The sequence below is a fragment of the Alginatibacterium sediminis genome (genome assembly GCF_003610775.1).
In the GTDB taxonomy this organism is placed as follows: Bacteria; Pseudomonadota; Gammaproteobacteria; order Enterobacterales; family Celerinatantimonadaceae; genus Alginatibacterium; species Alginatibacterium sediminis.
The window spans coordinates 173,436-192,625 of sequence record NZ_RAQO01000007.1; the positions used below are offsets into that span (position 1 = coordinate 173,436).

The 19,190-nt window shown below is 43.1% G+C and carries 16 protein-coding genes; 5 read left to right on the forward strand and 11 right to left on the reverse strand.

What is annotated here, in order from left to right:
- Nucleotides 1-184: 184 nt before the first annotated feature.
- Nucleotides 185-874, forward strand: a complete 690-nt coding sequence (locus DBZ36_RS13810; protein WP_158589106.1) for a tRNA (adenine(22)-N(1))-methyltransferase TrmK — start codon at nucleotides 185-187, stop codon at nucleotides 872-874.
- A 62-nt stretch (nucleotides 875-936) separates the two neighbouring features.
- Nucleotides 937-1,695, forward strand: a complete 759-nt coding sequence (locus DBZ36_RS13815; RefSeq protein ID WP_120355537.1) for an FAD-binding oxidoreductase — start codon at nucleotides 937-939, stop codon at nucleotides 1,693-1,695.
- Between the two features lie 53 nt (nucleotides 1,696-1,748).
- On the opposite strand, the gene DBZ36_RS13820 is transcribed toward DBZ36_RS13815, so the two are convergent.
- Nucleotides 1,749-2,357, reverse strand: coding sequence for an acetate uptake transporter (locus DBZ36_RS13820; RefSeq protein ID WP_267900184.1), 609 nt, complete (start codon nucleotides 2,355-2,357; stop codon nucleotides 1,749-1,751).
- 327 nt (nucleotides 2,358-2,684) lie between these two features.
- On the opposite strand from DBZ36_RS13820, the gene DBZ36_RS13825 reads away from it, so the two are divergent.
- From DBZ36_RS13825 to DBZ36_RS13835, 3 genes are all read left to right on the forward strand, one after another.
- On the forward strand, nucleotides 2,685-4,241 hold the full coding sequence (locus DBZ36_RS13825; RefSeq protein ID WP_120355538.1) for a cryptochrome/photolyase family protein: 1,557 nt from the start codon (nucleotides 2,685-2,687) through the stop codon (nucleotides 4,239-4,241).
- A 509-nt stretch (nucleotides 4,242-4,750) separates the two neighbouring features.
- Complete coding sequence (locus DBZ36_RS13830) at nucleotides 4,751-5,602, forward strand: type 2 periplasmic-binding domain-containing protein (protein ID WP_158589107.1); 852 nt, start codon at nucleotides 4,751-4,753, stop codon at nucleotides 5,600-5,602.
- Complete coding sequence (locus DBZ36_RS13835; RefSeq protein ID WP_120355540.1) at nucleotides 5,602-7,074, forward strand: methyl-accepting chemotaxis protein; 1,473 nt, start codon at nucleotides 5,602-5,604, stop codon at nucleotides 7,072-7,074. Before DBZ36_RS13830 ends, DBZ36_RS13835 begins: the two co-directional genes overlap by 1 nt.
- A gap of 67 nt (nucleotides 7,075-7,141) precedes the next feature.
- On the opposite strand, the gene DBZ36_RS13840 is transcribed toward DBZ36_RS13835, so the two are convergent.
- The 10 genes from DBZ36_RS13840 to DBZ36_RS13885 form a co-directional block, all read right to left on the reverse strand.
- Entirely contained in the window at nucleotides 7,142-7,786 is a 645-nt protein-coding gene (locus DBZ36_RS13840) for a TetR family transcriptional regulator C-terminal domain-containing protein (protein ID WP_120355541.1), read from the reverse strand.
- A 199-nt stretch (nucleotides 7,787-7,985) separates the two neighbouring features.
- The gene (locus DBZ36_RS13845; protein ID WP_120355542.1) at nucleotides 7,986-9,812 is read right to left on the reverse strand and encodes an ABC transporter ATP-binding protein; all 1,827 of its coding nucleotides are present in this window, start codon (nucleotides 9,810-9,812) and stop codon (nucleotides 7,986-7,988) included.
- Between the two features lie 349 nt (nucleotides 9,813-10,161).
- Complete coding sequence (locus DBZ36_RS13850) at nucleotides 10,162-10,374, reverse strand: hypothetical protein (RefSeq protein WP_120355543.1); 213 nt, start codon at nucleotides 10,372-10,374, stop codon at nucleotides 10,162-10,164.
- 113 nt (nucleotides 10,375-10,487) lie between these two features.
- Nucleotides 10,488-10,997 (reverse strand): S-ribosylhomocysteine lyase, encoded by a 510-nt coding sequence (luxS, locus tag DBZ36_RS13855; protein ID WP_120355544.1) that lies wholly within the window; start codon nucleotides 10,995-10,997, stop codon nucleotides 10,488-10,490.
- Nucleotides 10,998-11,110: 113 nt separating this feature from the next.
- Nucleotides 11,111-11,749, reverse strand: coding sequence for a transglycosylase SLT domain-containing protein (locus DBZ36_RS13860; RefSeq protein WP_233558142.1), 639 nt, complete (start codon nucleotides 11,747-11,749; stop codon nucleotides 11,111-11,113).
- A 35-nt stretch (nucleotides 11,750-11,784) separates the two neighbouring features.
- Nucleotides 11,785-13,353, reverse strand: a complete 1,569-nt coding sequence (gene gshA, locus DBZ36_RS13865) for a glutamate--cysteine ligase (protein WP_233558143.1) — start codon at nucleotides 13,351-13,353, stop codon at nucleotides 11,785-11,787.
- Between the two features lie 57 nt (nucleotides 13,354-13,410).
- Nucleotides 13,411-16,278 (reverse strand): M16 family metallopeptidase, encoded by a 2,868-nt coding sequence (locus tag DBZ36_RS13870; RefSeq protein ID WP_120355546.1) that lies wholly within the window; start codon nucleotides 16,276-16,278, stop codon nucleotides 13,411-13,413.
- Nucleotides 16,279-16,288: 10 nt separating this feature from the next.
- Complete coding sequence (locus DBZ36_RS13875) at nucleotides 16,289-16,717, reverse strand: YqaA family protein (RefSeq protein WP_233558144.1); 429 nt, start codon at nucleotides 16,715-16,717, stop codon at nucleotides 16,289-16,291.
- On the reverse strand, nucleotides 16,718-17,671 hold the full coding sequence (locus DBZ36_RS13880; protein ID WP_120355547.1) for an NADP-dependent oxidoreductase: 954 nt from the start codon (nucleotides 17,669-17,671) through the stop codon (nucleotides 16,718-16,720).
- A 379-nt stretch (nucleotides 17,672-18,050) separates the two neighbouring features.
- Nucleotides 18,051-19,181 carry a sodium ion-translocating decarboxylase subunit beta gene (locus DBZ36_RS13885; protein ID WP_120355575.1) on the reverse strand — a complete coding sequence of 377 codons (1,131 nt, stop codon included), beginning with the start codon at nucleotides 19,179-19,181 and terminating at the stop codon, nucleotides 18,051-18,053.
- Between the last annotated feature and the right edge of the window lie 9 nt (nucleotides 19,182-19,190).

Below are 19,190 nucleotides of genomic sequence, written 5' to 3' on the forward strand. Positions count from 1 at the left end.
CTAGCTAGAACGTAAATCTAGTGCGTTAAAAGGAGCGCGATTGTATCAGCTTTGTAAAGAAAGTGGTGCCATTCTCAAAAATTTAGTAGCACTATTATCCAAGTTACAATTTCGGCATTGATACGTTTTTTAGTCTTATGCAGGTACTATATCTGCTGATTAAAGCATACACACAAGGTCTAGTTTGAAACTCAATAAACGCTTAAGTGCCATTCGCGACTTAGTAACAGACGATTACGCACATATCTGGGATTGCTGTTGCGATCATGGCCATTTGGGAGCCTCACTGCTCGACTCGCGCCCAAAAGCTCAGGTTCACTTTGTCGATTTGGTCGACGAGTTAATTTTGAATCTTGGCGAGAAGCTCGCCCAATACTATCCCTTAACAGATTATAATTGGTTAACTCACTGTTTAGACCTTTGTGATTTGAATTTGTCCCCTTACCCGGGTAAACATCTGCTTGTTATTGCTGGCGTTGGTGGCGAACTTTGTGCCAAATTTGTAAGCGCAATTGTTAAATCTAACCCAAATGCAGATATTGAGTTTTTACTTTGCCCTGTACACCATCAATTTGAGCTTCGCTCACAATTAATAGAATTAAAGCTGGGGCTCCTTCATGAAGCGTTGATTTTGGAGAACAACCGTTTTTACGAAATTCTTTGGGTAAACAAGCTAGAGCACAGCTCACAAGTTAGTTGCACTATTACAGATGTTGGTGTGGATATTTGGCAGGAAAACGCATCTATCTCTGCAACTCAGATCAATAGATATATGGACAAAACACTACAACACTACCAGCGTAAACAGCTGGAAAACAAGGCAAAGATAAGCCCCATAATTGCTGCATACCAAAGTATTCGCCTTAAAGACTAACGCAAAATCAATCTCTTAGTCCTATACTGGTTAACATGTTGTTAAATCGAAATGGGGTTCTAATGCCAGATAGTTTAAAAGGATTCGTCGTCGGTACTGTCACTAAACGTGTTGATTGGACCAATAATTTGTTTTCCCTACATATTGATGCAGAGATTGATCCTTTTCAGGCTGGTCAATTCATCAAGCTTGCATTGAAGGGCCAAGATGGACAGTGGGTGCGGCGCGCGTATTCTCTGGTCAATGCACCAAGCCAAGCTGGTGCTGAGGTATTAGTAATCGAAATTCCAGACGGTGGTTTAAGTCCCTTTTTAGGTGACTTGAATGTGGGTGATGAAGTATTTGTCACTCAGCAGGCAGCAGGTTTTATGACCATTGCTGAAATCCCTAAACCCAGTAAATCACTGTGGATGCTCTCAACAGGCACGGCAATTGGCCCTTTCATATCAATGCTTGAACAAGAGCGCGATCTAGACCGATTTGAAGATATTGTTTTAGTACATGCGGTTCGCAGCGCCCCAGAGCTTGTCTATCAGCAGCAAATTGAAGTCATCAAACAACGCTATGGCAGTCGTTTTAGATTATGCACAATCGTCAGCCGCGAAATTCATGATGGTAGTTTACGCGGTAGGATCCCAGCCTTACTGCAATCAGGGGAATTAGAAACCAAACTTGGTCTAGAGCGCCAAACTGATAGTTTTTTCTATCTGTGTGGTAACCCCGAAATGGTACGAGATACAAAATTGTGCTTAGAAGGCTTAGGTTACACCAAGCATTTGCGCAGAAAGCCGGGGCAATATGCTTCAGAAAATTATTGGTAATTTGAAGCAATAAAAAGGCGAGCTAGTGCTCGCCTTATTACAAGCAGATGCTACTAAGCAGCTGCTTGTAAACTAACGACTTCAGTATTTCGTGCAATCGCTACTGGACCAACTGGCAGTACAACACGCCCAAATTCATTGTTTAGCACTTGCGCCATTGCAAAATAAATAGCTGAAAGTCCACAGAATATCCCTTCATAGCCAGCAATGGTGCCAATTAACTCGCTACCGGTGAAGTCGCGCAATGCAAGCAATGCAAACAAAATCGTTAAACTGCCAAATACAACCTGTTTAGCGCGTGGGTAGCATAATGAGCCTACAAACATAAAGGCGGTAAATACTCCCCACAACAACAAGTAGAATCCCATGAAACTGTGCGGACTTGCTGATGCTAATCCCATCTCTGGAAGTAACAATAGGCCAACAAAGCTTAACCAAAACAGCCCATAAGAAGTGAATGCTGTCGTTCCAAACGTATCACCTCGCTGATAGCACATAATCCCAACAATCACCTGGGAAATACCGCCATAGAAAATCCCCATAGATAGGATCATCGCATCAATTGGGAAAAACCCTGCATTGTGAATGTTTAGTAAGACTGTCGTCATACCGAAGCCCATAAGACCTAATGGTGCTGGGTTAGCTTTAGAAGTTGTGCTCAACGTTTTCTACCTTTTGCTGTGAAAGTGTGATGCCTGTTTGAAAGCGCTGAATTATCGAGGGAGTTTGGACTTGGAAGTGTGATCTAGATCAAATATTTGCTCGGTATTATTCTAAAACGCTTATTTTTCCACCAGCAGTATTTCAAGAGCGTCAAAAAGAACAATTCCAAGGCAAGAGTCGAGTTATCTAACAAGAGCGATAATTTCCTAGAACTAGCCGTAGGTCTCGTTTTGTAGACTACACTTTATGTTGTAGGCCAATAGAAAGAGTTCGAAGCAAATACGAGTTAAAGATCTCCAAGAAAATCGAGTACAAACAGGGGAAATATGCGCAAAAAGCACAAACGACTGAGACTAATCCAAGAGGACCAATTAAATCATGATCATTCATGGTTTTCTCAAGTCGATAACAATACTTTTTATCTCTTTCTTGAACTCAGACAAAAATTCAGCACCGGCACGCAGCATGTTCAAAAAGTATGTGCTTTATATGCCGCTATGGAGACCTTTGCGAACGAATTACAAAACAACGGGCACCAAGTCATCTATTTAAATTTAGATGATACCCAGCAATACGCAGGGCTTGAGCATTTACTACAACATATCACTGAACACCATGAAATAGACTTCTTTGACTATCAGCACGCTGACGACTATGCAAGCCAGCAACAGCTTGTAAATCTAAATTTGAGCTCAAGAGTTGAACAATGTTGCTATGACAGCGAGCACTTTTTTTTGGCCCATAACGAGTTAAAAAATTACTTTGTAGCCGCTAAAGCCAGTCGTATGGAGCTGTTCTATCGCAAAATGCGAAAACGATTTGATATATTGATGGACGGTGATCAGCCAGAGGGGCAACGCTGGAATTTTGAAGTCAATGGCCAACAAAAAATTAAGTCTCAGCACGTGTCTGAGATCCCAGAGCCGCTATGTTTTTGTAATCCAGTAACAGAGATTCTAAAACGATTGGAACGGCATAATATTAAAACGATAGGACGATGCGAGAAAGTGCTGCTTTGGCCCGTAACCCGAGGGCAAGCAATCGAACTACTGGCCTATTTTTGTAGCCATTTGCTGCCTTCATTTGGGCTCCACCATGACACCTTAAATAGTAATAGTCCATTTCAATGGTCTTTGTTTCATTCACGTTTATCATTTGCACTCAATTGCAAATTAATCAGCCCACAACTCGTACTTACATTTGCCTTACAAATGTATCGTGAGAATCCACAGCTTATCAGTCTCAGTCAAATTGAACGTTTTGTACGTCAGCTATTAGGCTGGCGCGAGTTTGTCAGAGGGATTTACTGGGCCAACATGCCGGAATACCAAGAAAGCAACGCCTTAGGAGCCTCTCAAAATCTGCCCAGCTTTTTTTCTAATGGGCAAACAAAAATGAATTGTTTGCGCCATTGTATCGCCCAAAGCCTTGAATTTGCTTATGCACATCACGGTCAACGCCTCATGGTTCTTGGGAATTTTTGTTTAATTAGTGGAATTGAGCCAAAGCAAGTCGATCAGTGGTTTCTCACTACATTTATAGATGCCATGCCTTGGGTACAATTGCCTAACTCTCACGGCATGAGTCAATTTGCCGATGGCGGACTCGTTGCCAGTAAGCCCTATGCAGCCAGTGCTAACTATGTGCACAAAATGAGCGATTATTGCGGCAGCTGCCACTACAAACACCAGCAAAAACATGGTGATAAATCCTGTCCTTTCAATAGCTTATACTGGAGCTTCATGATCAAGCATCGAGAACACTTTGAACAATACTCGCGCCTGGCAATGCTTTACAAAAATTGGGATCGACAGCCAAACAATGAACAAACGGCAATACTCGAGCAAGCAAGATGCTATTCAGAAGAACTGGACTTTTTATAATTCTCGGATTTTCATTGCATTACAAATGTCATCTTTTTACCAACAAAGCGTACCGTTTTTAATGGAATGTTAAGTAACTGGATAGTCATTTCCGAATAAATTAAAAAAAAGTCGAGCAAACGTTATTTTTTTCTAAAACCGAAAGAAATGATTAAAAAGTTATTCTAACTACCTATATATTAGCGGACTTAAAAATATCGGTGATGCTTGTGCTTGTTTGACGACTAGCTAGTTCACCCTTCAAAGGACTCTTACATTAAGTTTAGTCATAAAGTCACTGGGCTTCATCCGCCATCACATTCTTAAGCATCGTTATCCTAAGTGTGGCTCAATACAATATTAGTAAAAATGAAGTCAGCTCGGCTATCCAACAATCGTTCGAGTCGGCAGATAACATTCAGTAATTATTGAGAGCTTGTTGCGCGCTCTTCTGGCTTATAGCTCGGAAAGTAACGGGTCTATCAATAACAATGACTGCACAATTTGCAGTCGTAAGTAAGGAGTTCAGCATGTTTCGCTTATGCCTTTTGATTGGCATTTTTATCACTTCAGGAGTCTCAGCCGAAACGCTGAATATCCCTAGTGTTCCAGATGACCAATCGTTTCAAATGCGCGTGCTTAAAGAAGTGGTAAAGCGAAGCGATGTTTATGATTCGACTAACAACGCTTATGGTAACACTGGCGATGGGTCTTTTGAAAAAACAACTAACGATTTAGCTGATGGCGTAATCGATATTCTATGGACAGCTACTCACCTAGAGCTCGAAGAAAAAATGACCGCGATCTACTTTCCGATATTCCGCGGTGCCTTTGGAATGCGGGTTGGAATTGTCCCCCGTTCGCAGCAAAACAAACTAGCGGGCGTAAAAAGTCTAAGCGACTTACAGCAGTTTTCAGTGTGCTCAGGTAAAACTTGGGCGGATACTTTTATTCTTGAAGCGAACGGTATCAAGATCAGTAAAAGCCTCAATTATCCCAACATTTTTTATATGGTTGAAGCCGACCGCTGCGACTACTTCGCGCGAGGCATTACGGAGCCTTGGTCCGAAGTAGCCAGTCGACCTGAGCTAGACCTTGTTGTAGATAGCAATATTATGCTGCGTTACCAAATGCCAATGCTATTTTTTGTCAAGAAGGGAAATACTCAACTTGCAAATCATTTCACCGAAATACTAATGCAAATGTTTGAAGATGGTAGCTACGACAAACTCTTTTTCGCTGATGAGAGCGTTAACTTAGCCTTGGAAATGGGTAAGCTGCAAGACCGAGTAATCATCGACTTAAAGAACCCTAACAATTCCCCCAGAATCGGCCAAATCCCAGAGCAACTCTGGTTTGATCCTATAGCAGGAGCACAATAATGAATAACATTACCACGCGTATCACATCCTTGCTTATCTTGGTTGTTCTAGTGACTTCGGCGTTGGTTGGATCGGTTTCGTATTACTCTAATCGTAGTGACCTATACGCCAACCAACTCAACTCCGAAGAAGCAACACTTGAGCAACTTGCGGTTATCTTAAAAGAGCCAGTTTTTGTCTATGACACAGGCTCTGTACATTCCATTGTCGACGCGATGAAAACTGAACCGTTTTTGGCATACATTGAAGTCGTTGATCAACGAGACCGATCCATGGCTAGCGTAAAAGTAACCAGCTCTGACGTCGTCAAATCCGTTAATCTGGACTGGGATGGCAAAGCTATAGGAAGTATCGAAGTTGGTTTCACCCATGAACCAATTCAGAAGTCGCTCAATCAAGCCTTAATGGCACAAATTATCACGGCGTTAGCGACCTTGATCCTTGTCGTTGCTCTGGTCTACTTTGCACTGCGCAAAGTGGTTATTAATCCCCTACTAACTGTAAACAAGGTTCTAGCTGATATTGCACAAGGCGGCGGTGACTTAACTGCGAGGATTCCGGTAGAAGGTAAAGATGAAATAGCGCAACTGGGGGCTAGTTTTAATAGCTTTATTGATACGGTGCAGTCCATCGTAAAAGACATGAGTGGCGCAGCTCAACAGCTAGATACAGTTTCGCAGCAAGTTAAAACGGTAAGTGAGAAAACAACCCAGAGTAACCGACATCAAAGCGACTTGACTCAAACTTCAGTGTCTAACTTGCAGCAACTTGACCTAGCAACCAAAGATATTGCCAGCAACTCTGAAAACACATCAGAGCGCACCCAACAAGCTTATCAATTATCAGAAAACAGTAAAAAAGCGATTGCTTCTAATATTAGCCAAGTTGAAGAACTAGTCGAAAATCTTGAGTTAACCGCTAAAGAAGTCAGTAGCTTAAAAGAAGCCAGCGATAATATTGGTAGTGTTCTTGATGTTATTAAAGGTATCGCAGAACAAACTAACCTATTAGCGCTTAATGCAGCCATTGAAGCGGCACGTGCCGGGGAACAAGGTCGCGGTTTTGCTGTGGTCGCCGACGAAGTTCGTGCGTTAGCCAGTAAAACCCACGACTCAACATCTGAAATTGAGACCATCATTGTTCACTTGCAAAGTCAGGCTGATGCAAGCCATAAAGCCACCACCGCAAGCCATGAACTAGTTAACGAAACCATCAGTACCACTGAGAGCACCGGTGTGTCATTAGATAAAATTGCTGAAGAAATGAATGCAATTAATGACATGATTACTATGATTGCTAGTGCTTGTGAAGAACAAGCTAATGTCACTACGGCGGTTTCGCAAGATATGGACTCTTTAAGTTTGGGAGCTCAATCGCTTGATGCTGACAATGCGCAAGTTCAACTCGCTAGCGAAGAGTTAGTTCAGGTGTCTAAAACAATGATGCAGCAACTTGGACGATTTAAGTTCTAAAACTTACTTCAGATAAGCCCAAACCAAAAAAAGAGCGCACTGCGCTCTTTTTTGTAAGCTATATTTTCTATGGCTCAGACTTTAGCAAACCCAGTCCCCGCAGCAATAATTCAACTAAATTCTGCTCGGCAAGTTCGAACTGACTATCACTGAGGGGGTTTTGATAAATGAAGTTTATCTCAGCGTCAAAATCGGCGTAAAATTGGGTTGTGGACCAAATGGCAAACAATACATCCATGGGAGAACGCGCTTGAATCAAGCCTTGATCTATCCAGGTTTGCAAGACTGCTGAGCGGGATAACGCCCACTCTCGAATAGGAGCCCGCAAACTTTCGTCTAAATTGGGAGCACCTTGGATGAACTCCATTGCAAACAAGCGTGAATGCAAAGGGTGTGTGCGGCTATAGTGCAATTTAGAGCGGATATATATCTCTATGGCTTGGCTTGGCTCATCATCGGCTGTAATGCCTTCAAAGGCGTTATTCCACAGTTCGACGATGTCAGAAATGAGTGCCCTGTATAGTCCCTCTTTAGACTTAAAATAGTACAGAATATTAGCTTTGGGTAATTCCGCACGCTGAGCAATTACTTGTAGTGATGTACCTTTATAACCAGATTTAACAAATTCTTCAGCAGCCGCTTTCAAAATCAGGCTTTGGTTTCGACGACGAATTGCTCCAGTATTAGATGAATGCGCTTCACTCAAGGGCATACTTGCTTCCATTTATGTTTGTAAATATATTTATCAAATGACAGCTTTCCACATCTAGCGCGTAATTTCTAGCAGATTGCCCGTCAGCATGCAAAAATGAGATATAAGCATTAGGCATGACCATGAAATATAACACATTTATTAACATGGTCATGGGAAATTGCAACATTAAACAAGCGCTGCGATATCTAAAAACTAATTACTCGCCAAGGAATCCACCGGTTTGGTGCGCCCATAGCTGCGCATAGATCCCACCTTTTTCGATAAGCTCCTGATGACTACCGTCTTCAACAATATGGCCTTGATCCAAAACGATCAAACGATCCATCGCCGCAATTGTCGATAAACGATGCGCAATCGCAATCACCGTTTTACCTTGCATGAGTTTATTCAAACTGGTTTGAATCGCTGCTTCAACTTCAGAATCCAATGCTGATGTCGCCTCATCAAGCACCAATATGGGTGCGTCTTTTAGCAGTACTCGACTAATAGCGATGCGCTGGCGTTGCCCACCAGAGAGCTTAACCCCACGCTCCCCAACTTGTGCGTCAAAGCCCTTATTGCCACTTGGATCCGTTAGACCCTCTATAAACTCACTTGCCTCAGCTAAGTTTGCAGCTTCCAGCAATTGCTCTTCGCTTGCGTCCGGGCGACCATACAAAATGTTCTCGCGTACACTTCGATGCAACAGCGAGGTGTCTTGAGTTACCATGCCGATCTTCGAACGTAAACTATCTTGCTTTACATCACGCAGATCTTGTCCATCGATAAGAATCGACCCACTCTCCACATCGTAAAAACGTAAAAGTAAGTTCACGAGCGTAGATTTTCCAGCCCCGGAGCGTCCAACTAGACCAACTTTCTCACCAGCCTTTATCTTTAGGTCGAGATTATCAATGACACCACTGTCTTCACCATAGTGGAAGCCGATATTCTGATAATGAATTTCACCCTTCTCTACCTGGATTTCTTTGGCATCTGTTTTGTCCTGAATTTCTTGTGGTCGTGATAATGTCGCAGCTCCATCAGCAACCGTGCCTATGTTTTCGAAAAGCGCTGAGATTTCCCACATAATCCACTGCGCCATCCCATTGAGTCTCAAGGCTAGTGCCACTGCAATAGCAATTGCTCCCACTGAAACACTGCCATTAATCCACAACCAAATAGCTAATGCTGAAATCGAGAAGGTCAATAAATAGTTTAGACTTTGAACACAAAAGTTAAGTGCCGTTACCAAGCGCATTTGAATATATACAGTGTCTAAAAAGCCATCCATACCCTCTTGTGCGTAATCAGCTTCGCGCTGGGTATGGGAAAATAATTTGACCGTCGCAATATTGGTATAGCTGTCAACGATTCTCCCTGTCATGGTAGAACGAGCGTCCGCTTGATATTTCGCTATGTTTTTTAAACGAGGTACAAAATACAACTGGATACCGATATAGATAATTAACCACACTAGCATTGGCAGCACTAAACGAATATCGGCTTGCGCAATAACAAATAGCATCGAGAAGAAATAGACCACGATGTACATCAGAACATCGAGAAGTTTCATCACGGTTTCTCGCACTGCAAGCGAGGTTTGCATTACCTTAGTTGCTATACGGCCAGCGAAATCGTTACTGTAGAAATTTACGCTTTGTTTGAGTAAATAGCGATGCGATTGCCAACGAATTGACATCGGGTAGTTGCCAAGCAAGGTTTGGTGGATAAGTAGACTGTGAAGCAAACTAACCAGCGGCAAACCAACAACGAGCATTAAACCCATTTTCCACAACGTTGCGCTCTCTTCAGACAGAAAGGTCTCGGGTGACTTGGTACTTAACCAGTCGACCAATTGCCCCATGAAACTAAACAGTGAAACTTCCATTGCGGCCAGTAGCGCAGTCAGGGCTGACATAATAACCAGCGGTAATCCATAACCTTTAGTGTAGTGACGACAAAATGCAAAAAGAGACTGAGGAGGTTGCTCGGGCTCAGCTAAAGGATAAGCGCGTGTTAGGCGCTCAAAAAAAGAAAACATGCGGCTTAATTCCTTGCATATGCATTGTTATAGGTGAAATTTTCTAGATGATTCCAATCACATTCATGATTCAAACGAACGATAGAGTAAATGCTAATGACGACGATTAATGCGAATTGCCATTATTGAGCTATGATACACCGCTCGTCATTGCAATCCATTAAATCTATTGAATCAATTTGGGTTCGGTATGGGTGACTAACAACATGGCCTAGTGATTTACGCGATAGAATTTGCAGCAGGTACATTACCAAAGAAAGCCAAAGCTAAAGCAGGTGATTCACACATGCTATCAGCTGAAAGGCTCTTTAAACATTAAAGATGTAGATATGGATAGTCAGGCGAGGTGCTACTCCGCTGCACCATTCACTGGGGACGTTAATGCTTGTTCTAAATGCCAGTGCTTAGCTAAACGCTGTCGAACAGTCGTCGTCTGCATCCCATAAATTTCTGCAAGCTCTTTTATCGTCGCATATGGTGCTTCGCTACTCACTAATTCACTTTGCGTTGAATTGCGAGCCGATTGTTGAGCTTGTTGATCTAAGCGGGAAGAAACTTGCATGAGAGAACTCCAAAAGAGGTAGGTCAATAAACTATAGACTACCCGCAAAGTTCTGAATGTTTTTTAATCAAAAGCTGCAAAAAAAATTTGGCAGCTTTTGTTTACAGACCTATCTATAGACCATTTAAGATTTCATCAGCAAGCTTTAACTCACTGTTTTGATTTACTTCTATCCCTCTTGATATCACTTCTTGAGCAATTTCTTTCGCTTCATCAAGTGAATGCATTGAATAAGTCCCACATTGATACTCATTAAGCTCTGGAATATCAGATTGTTTGCTAACACCAAGCACATCTTGCATTGCTGCTAACCAAGCATTGGCTACAGTTTGCTCTTTTGGCGCGCCGATTAAACTCATATAGAAACCTGTACGACAACCCATTGGTGATATGTCGATAATTTCTACGTTGTCACCATTAAGATGGTTTCGCATAAATCCAGCGAACAAATGTTCAAGAGTATGAATCCCTTTCTCTGATAAAATTTGTTCGTTTGGAATACAATAGCGCAAATCAAAGACCGTAATGACATCAGCATTTGGTGTTTTCATTGTTTTAGCTACCCTTACAGCGGGTGCGTGCATACGCGTATGGTCTACGGTGAAACTATCTAGTAATGGCATCTTGTTTACTCTTCGTTTTAGATTGTATTAATACCCAATCACACTCATCATTATACTAGTTTAGCGGATGATGAAAGACCGAGTCTTTAGTGTGATGACAATGAACTAAGCAATTATCCGAAAAAAGTGCGGCTAAACCAGCCTCTATTTAATTCGTCTTTACACTGATTGTATTGAGCGGCATATCGTTTAGAACGTTGGTCGACCGTTCCGGCAACCTTCACTAACCAGGCCTTGGAATTATAAGTTTTACGTTTATAACCACCCCAACCTTCATGGTAATTTAGATACTGATTGCGTGCATCCCACTTAGATACGCCATTGATCTTTTGGCTTTTGTCGGTAAACCACCCCATAAAATCTATAGCGTCATCAAAATTGGAACGTGATGCTCCACGATTTCCGGTTTCTTTAACGTAGTCGCCCCAAGTTAAGGTTTTTGCCTGACTATATCCATATGCGCTGCTTGCCCTTCCCGTAGGAATAACGCCCAAGAAATACTCCATCGGCGGCCGGGCATTGTGTTTAAAGCTGGACTCTTGATACATCATTGCCATAGGTACATGAACAGGTGTTCCCCACTTTTTGTTCATTTTAAGCGCTGATTTGTGCCAATCGCGTTTTTCTTTAAAAATCTCACACAAGTTCTCTGGGCTAGCCGGTGGCGATGAACTACATGCGCTGAGAACTAACACTAAAGCCGACGCAAAAATCGCCTTAAACGGGGCCCGAGACAATAAATTATACTTCACACAACTTCCTAGTAATCAATGAAACACGAAACGACTTAGTATTGAGCAGCGTTTACGAAATACTGCTCTAAAAAGTGATCAAAATCGAGTTGATCTTGATTTTCGATGGCTAGTTGGGCCTCTTCACTTTGAAAACGTGCCAATTCAAACTGTTCTGGTGTCCAAATGCTTAAAGCTTCAGTACGCAATTGTTCGCGATACAAACGTGAAAGATCCAAGCCAAACTTGCTGTTATCTTGCTGTTTATCTAATAGTTCTTTCAGTAGTCGCGCGGAGAAGCTCTGGTCACTATCTAGTTGGTCTTGCAGATGTTGCAACGCTGTCGTAGTTTGCGTAAGTTCAAGTTGCTGAGAAATCGTTTTACACTCACTAAATATACGTTCTAACCACTGACTAACCTTATGCGTTTCACCTTGAATACTAATTTCAAGTTTCGGATCGCGACCTTCAACCGCAATATGATTAAAATTTTCTCGGCATAGATTCAGCTCATCTTGGCTCAGCTCAGGTGATGGCGTCATCAAACACCATAATAAGAACTGGTCAATCACCTCGATCTGCTCGGCCTCTATACCTAAGCTTGAAAACGGATTTACATCTAAAGCACGGATTTCTATGTATTCAATACCACCACGTGCTAATGCCTGAGATGGCGTTTCATCTTCTTTGGCGACGCGTTTAGCTCGAATAGGAGCATACAGTTCGTTTTCAATTTGCAAAACATGGCTATTGAGTTGCTGATATTCATCGCCAACTTTAACCCCAAGCTTGGAGAACTCTTCTGACTCCAGCTTCACCGCTTTACGCACGCTATCAACGTAGCATTCAACACTGTTGTAGTTGATTGCCAATTCACGTTGTTGATCACTGGTGTAGCCAAGGTCGCTTAAACGCAACGATGTTGCGAAGGGTAAGTACAAGCTCCCCTTACCACAGGGCTGGAAATCGAGCGATGTTTGCATGCCTTTGACAAAGCTTCCGCATAAGGCTGGCGATGCACCATACGCATAGGCAATGAACCAACCATAACGATAGAAGTTTCGGATCAACCCCATATACTGTTGCGAAATGAAGTCTTGTAATTCTTGCTTATCACCGAGTTGTTGCTGGTACAATTTCCAAAACTCTTGAGAGAAAGAAATATTGTAGTGCACACCAGAAATCACTTGCATCATACTTCCGTAACGTTGGCTTAAACCGCGACGATACACATGCTTCATTTTCCCGATATTGGACTGCCCATAGTCGGCCAATACAATATTGTTATCACCTCTCACCACACATGGCATACTTAAGGGCCATAGAGCTTGCTGGTTCAATTTTGATAACGTGAAACGATGAATATCAGCCAGTTTTTCCATCAAGGGGTCAATTCCTTGAGTTACCGGTGTTATAAACTCCAACAAACTCTCTGAGAAATCAGTCGTGATATACGGGTGCGTTAGCGCCTTGCCTAATGCCTGTGGGTGCGGATCGGTAGCCAAACTACCATCTTGCTCAATCCGCAATGCTTCGCGTTCAATACCGCGTTGGGTAGACGATAAACTCTGAGCAAGCAATGGCTTGTTGCTAGCACTTAGGACTTCCATATAAGACGATTTCAAGTCTATTCTCACTTTATGTTGCAACAGCTTGGTTTAAACCAAAACTGTTGCGTGTTATCAATTAGATGGAACTTCGATTATTTCCAGCGGTAGCTGCGCTAGGCTTTCAATAATTTGCTGTTTATCACCAACCACTACAAACTGCATTTGATCAGGGTTTAAGTACTTTTGAGCCAGAACTTGTAGTTGTTCCGCAGTTACCGTTTGCACAATTTGGTTTTGCTCCTCTACAAATGAGGGCGAAAGCTGATAATTCAACATGTGAAATAGAAAATCGACTTTCTGCGTCGGTAATTCATAGGACAAGGCTTCTTGTTGACTTATAGCACTGCGTAAATAGTCCATTTCCTCTTGGCTTGGCCCTGTATCTTTATAACGCTGCATTTCGTTGAGTAACTCTTGAATCGATTGTGCAATTGCATCGCCTCTAATATCGGCGTCTATAGTAAAAGCGCCAGCATCTCGAAACGCACTAAAACCACTGCTCACACCGTAAGTAAAACCCTTGTCTTCTCGAAGGTTTAGATTAATACGACTATTAAAGTTACCACCAAAATTGAAATTCATCAGTGAGGCTAAATATAGCTCCCCTGTCGCGTCATAAGGCAAAGCAGGTCTCGAAATACGTAATACTGACTGAACCGATCCTGGGCGGTCGATGAGATAAAGCTTACCTCCCTTGCTTGGATAGTTTGCTTCAAATCTCTCCATTTGCTTAGCTTCACCCATCCAAGCTTCAAGCGGTTTCAAGGCTGACATAAGTTGTTGTTGATCTAGGTTAGAGACCGCAACTAAGTTTGCACCTGAGGGGCGATATGTTGTGGCCCAATACGCTTTAATCAATGAGGTATCGATGTTATTCACGCTTTCAAAGCTGCCATCGCTAGAGCTTCCTAAACGGCTGTCCTCCCCATAGATAAGCGATTGAATCTTAATATTTGCCAACCAACTTGGCCGCTGCTGCTTTTGTTGCATAGATTGAAGGTGGCGAGAGCGCAGCACTTCAAATTCCTGACTATCAAATGCGGGTTTAAGCAGACGCTCAACCAAAATTTCTATGCTTCTGTCTAGGTTCTCGCTGAGTGATTCAAGCTCAATCGTTTGGGTATAAAGCCCTGAGCTAAATCCAACGTTACTGCCAAGCGCTTCAAGTTCGTCCGCTATCGTTTCCGCGCCGCGAAGTTGTGAGCTTTGATTTAACAAGCTTGCTGTGAGTCGGGCGAGGCCGTAGTGCTCGGGATCTTCAGCCAAACTGCCACCAGGAATTTGAATTTCAATACTGGTAGTTGGATTGCTCTGCTCAGAGCTTGCCATTATCGCTAAGCCATTATTAAGCGAGGCATTCCAAAAACTAGGGACCTTAACCGAAACCGGATCACCAGCTGCTGGCATGATACTGCGGTCCAGTGATGTTGGATCAATGGCCTCACGATAGACCAATTCATCCTCTGCGACTGATTGATAGGGCGGAAGGTTTCTAGGTTGCGGCGAATAATTGCTTTCTTGTATTTGCCATTCCAACTTACCTTTGGGTACCAAACTTAGCAAAACTCGGGGTTTATCTTGCACAAAAGTTTGATAAGCATTTTGTACATCTTGATTGCTAACTTTTTGATAATTACTAATCTGTTTGAGTACAAACTGAGGATCCTGCTTAAAGGTCTCTCCCAAGGCTAGCAGACCAACTTTGCCGCTGACACTATCTAAATTAAAGATGGCTGCAGCGCGAAACGACTCACTCACTCGTTGCACATCAGCCTCGCTGACTCCTCGCTGAGCAAACTGCTCTATCGATGCGTCAACAAGTTCTAACATATCTGAAAGTTTTGGGTTCACGCTTGGATTTGCATCTGCGTAAACAACCAGGCTGCAGCTTAGTTCCTCGCAACGATGATAAGCTCCGGCGCTATTAGCCAAGCCCGTCTTCACCAAGTTTTGGTACAAAATGGAGCTTTTACCACCGCCAAGTATATCGGCGAACATATCGAGATATATCTCGTCCTCACTACCCATCACCGTCGTTGGATACTGCATATATAGCATTGGACTTGCAATTTTGTCTTCAAGGCTTATATAACGGCTTTCATCCAAAACAGGAACGTTTGGAGTCGGATTGCTGACATCTGGACCGCTCGGAATTCCAGAAAAGTAGGTATTTACCCAAGCTAGGGTTTGCTCGGGGTCAAAGTCACCACCAATGGTTAGCACGGCATTATTCGGCCCGTACCAACGTAGAAAGAAATCTTTTAAGTCTTGGACTTGAACCCGGTTCAAGTCTTCAATATAACCAATTGGCTGCCATGAGTAGGGGTGCTCTCTTGGATATAAGGCTTCACCGACCCGCTCGGAAATCAATCCATAAGGCGCATTATCAACCCGTTGCGCTCGTTCATTTTTAACAGTTTCGCGTTGAATTTCAAATTTCTCTTGGCTAACGGCTTCTAGTAGAAATCCCATGCGGTCTGACTCTAGCCAAAGTACTTTCTCAAGTTGATTTGCTGGAACTGTTTGATAGTAATTGGTGCGATCTTTGGTGGTACTGCCATTCATGCTGCCACCAGCTTCTTGCACTATTTTAAAATGTTGCTGATCGCCGACGTGTTTTGAGCCCTGAAACATCATATGTTCAAAAAAATGTGCGAAACCTGATTTGCCTATGTCTTCACGATTTGAACCAACATGGTAGGTCACATCAACATGCACTAACGGCGTAGAGCTATCGGGCTGCAAAATGAGAGTTAGACCATTATCTAATTGATACTTTTGGTACTCAATCACAACGCGATCAGAGTTATGACTAATTGCACCTTGCTGCTCAACTAAAGTTATCCCTTGTGGCAGCAATACAGAATTGGTATTGCTACAGCTCACAAGTAGTGAAACACTAACGCTTACACATAAAATATGCTTAAAAAAAGAACGCATACTTACCTCTTTAAAACCAATGAAAAGTCAGACCGATAATCGCGCCATAACGTATAAATTTTCCCAATGCCATAATCAATAAGCACGGTAACCACGGCAACTTGGCCGCCCCAGCCAATAAGCATAAACCGTCGCCGATAATTGGTGTCCAGCTGAGCAATAAACTCCAAACACCAAATCGTCTCAACCAGGGGGCAGCTTTTTGCTGTTCTTTTTCGCTGGGTAACCATCGCATCCAGGAACCAGCATAGTTCTTAAGACCCCAGCCCATCGCGAAACTCAACATGCCACCGAGCGTGTTACCAAGACTTGCGCTTAATAAAAACCCAAGCCAGCGTTCCGGATAAGAAGATAATGACGCCACAAGTACCAGCTCGGAGCTGCCAGGAAGTAGCGTTGCGGAGACAAAAGCACTAACAAATATAGATAGGTATAACACTTAAGCCAATTCGAGCAAGACTTTGCCCCGTGTGTGACCTGTTTCTAGCTGCTGGTGCGCCAATGCACCTTGATTTAGCATATAGCTAGCACTCACATGAATACTGAGTTGTTCTTGGTTCAACTGACTCAAAAGTGCCTGCATTTGTTCACGACTTGCGTGCATCAACATGCCGGTGGCGTCTAAACCAAGGCTTGTTGCTTTTTCGATGAAGGCATCTTTGCTAATTGTTGGCACAGTTAAGGCTACGCCATCGGGCTTTACAAACGCTAAGGCTTCCAGACCCGCATTCCCACCTACTAAATCGATAAGGACATCAACCGGTTGAAGCTCCTTCCAAGCATCTGTATTTTTGTAATCAATGGCTAAATCACAACCCAAGCTTTGGATAAAATCTAGGTTGCTTTCACTACTGGTTCCGGCAACCCAAGCACCTGCATTCTTGGCTATTTGTACTGCAATATGGCCGACTCCTCCAGCTGCAGCTAGAATCAAGACTCTGGAGTTTTCTGTAACGCTGGTATGCTCAAAAAGCGCCTGCCAAGCGGTTAGACCAGCCAAAGGCAAAGCCGCAGCTTGTATCAAATGACTACCAGATACCACATGCCAATCGTCTTGATCGCTGATAACACTTTGAGAGTAAGCCCCTGCTATTAAGGGAAAACCTATCAAACCGCAAACATAATCGCCAATTTGTAAATCAGTAACTTGATCGCCTATTTCGGTAATTTGTCCCGAATAATCATAGCCCAAGGTCCACGGCAATTTGTCGGCATTGGCTTGCGCCGCCCAACCTAAACCAGCTCTAGTTTTTACGTCGATGGGATTAACCGAGGCGTAAGCGCCGCGGACTCGAACTTGATTGGGCCCCAGCGGTGAGTCTGTTACCGAAGACAAAGTGAGTACCTCAGTTGAGCCAAACTCGGTAAGTTGTAATTGTTGCAGCGTTTCCATTGTACTCTCCAGCAAAATCGTGGGCTTTGATACTAGGGCAAGCTAAGCGTTTGTTCAAATTAGAATTAACTAATTCCAATTTGAACAATCTAAAAGCATAAGACTTAGATTGATTAAAAAAGCTTGCTACACTGAGACTTTATAATCGCTTACCGGTATACGCCATGTTTCGATTCGTTTTGTTTCCAATTTTATTGAGCGTAGTTTGGACCTTGTTCATTTTGCATTTCGGTATTTCAAGTGAAAAAGCCAAAAAAGGATATATTTGGATTATCGCTGCGAGTAGCTTTTTAGTGGTATTTTTTACACTGATGCTGTGGATTACAAGATAAAAAAAAGCTAGCTCAATGAGCTAGCTTTATTGTAAACAAACTTAAGCTTAACCAGCCATGGACAACAATACACCCGCAGCCACTGCGCTACCTAACACACCCGCTACGTTAGGACCCATAGCGTGCATCAACAAAAAGTTATGAGGGTTGGCTTCTAGACCAACTTTGTTAACGACTCGGGCAGCCATAGGAACCGCAGATACACCAGCAGCACCAATCAAGGGGTTAATTTTACCACCTGACATCCGGCTCATCGCTTTTGCCATCAATACACCTGAGGCAGTACCAATTGCAAACGCAACCGCACCTAAAGCTAAAATCCCCAGCGTCTCAACCGTTAGAAATTTGTCTGCTGAAAGCTTGGAACCAACGCCTAATCCTAAAAAGATGGTAACGATATTAATCAATTCATTTTGTGCAGTTTTACTTAAACGATCAACAACGCCCGACTCTCTCATTAAGTTGCCAAAGCAAAACATCCCAACCAAAGGTGTTGCAGCGGGTAGGAATAGAATCGTTAAGCCAAGCACAGCCAGTGGGAAAACAATCTTCTCACGCATACTTACTGGGCGAAGCTGTTCCATTTGGATCTGACGCTCTTCGGGCGTCGTCAGCGCTTTCATAATTGGTGGCTGAATAATAGGAACCAAGGCCATATATGAATACGCCGCGACAGCAATCGCTCCAAGTAAATCAGGTGCTAAGCGAGAAGCAAGGAAGATAGCTGTTGGCCCATCCGCTCCCCCAATGATTGCAATCGCTGAGGCATCAGCCAAAGTAAAGTCGAAACCCGGAATAAGGTTTAAGAAAATCGCGCCCAACAGGGTGGCAAAAATACCAAACTGAGCAGCAGCACCCAACCAAAGCATCTTAGGATTGGCAATCAGTGCACCAAAGTCTGTCATTGCACCTACACCCATGAAAATCAACAAGGGGAATACCCCGGTTTCAATTCCGACATGGTAGATGTAATACAAGATACCGCCTGGCTCACTAAAACCTGCATTTGGAATATTGGCAAGCACCGCACCAAATCCAATAGGGAGTAGCAACAAGGGCTCAAACTTTTTGACAATCGCTAAATAGAGCAGTAATAGCCCTACCACAATCATGACGAGCTGGCTTGGCTCAAAATTTGCCAAGCCAGTGTCAGACCAGAGTTTTAATAGTCCATCAATCACAATTAT

Excerpts from the sequence above, each read along its gene's own strand:
- DBZ36_RS13815 (WP_120355537.1), top strand. The coding sequence starts at position 937 with ATGCCAGATAGTTTAAAAGGATTCGTCGTCGGTACTGTCACTAAACGT.
- DBZ36_RS13825 (WP_120355538.1), top strand. The coding sequence starts at position 2,685 with ATGCGCAAAAAGCACAAACGACTGAGACTAATCCAAGAGGACCAATTA.
- DBZ36_RS13830 (WP_158589107.1), top strand. The coding sequence starts at position 4,751 with ATGTTTCGCTTATGCCTTTTGATTGGCATTTTTATCACTTCAGGAGTC.
- DBZ36_RS13835 (WP_120355540.1), top strand. The coding sequence starts at position 5,602 with ATGAATAACATTACCACGCGTATCACATCCTTGCTTATCTTGGTTGTT.
- DBZ36_RS13840 (WP_120355541.1), bottom strand. The coding sequence starts at position 7,786 with ATGCCCTTGAGTGAAGCGCATTCATCTAATACTGGAGCAATTCGTCGT.
- DBZ36_RS13845 (WP_120355542.1), bottom strand. The coding sequence starts at position 9,812 with ATGTTTTCTTTTTTTGAGCGCCTAACACGCGCTTATCCTTTAGCTGAG.
- DBZ36_RS13850 (WP_120355543.1), bottom strand. The coding sequence starts at position 10,374 with ATGCAAGTTTCTTCCCGCTTAGATCAACAAGCTCAACAATCGGCTCGC.
- luxS (WP_120355544.1), bottom strand. The coding sequence starts at position 10,997 with ATGCCATTACTAGATAGTTTCACCGTAGACCATACGCGTATGCACGCA.
- DBZ36_RS13870 (WP_120355546.1), bottom strand. The coding sequence starts at position 16,278 with ATGCGTTCTTTTTTTAAGCATATTTTATGTGTAAGCGTTAGTGTTTCA.
- DBZ36_RS13880 (WP_120355547.1), bottom strand. The coding sequence starts at position 17,671 with ATGGAAACGCTGCAACAATTACAACTTACCGAGTTTGGCTCAACTGAG.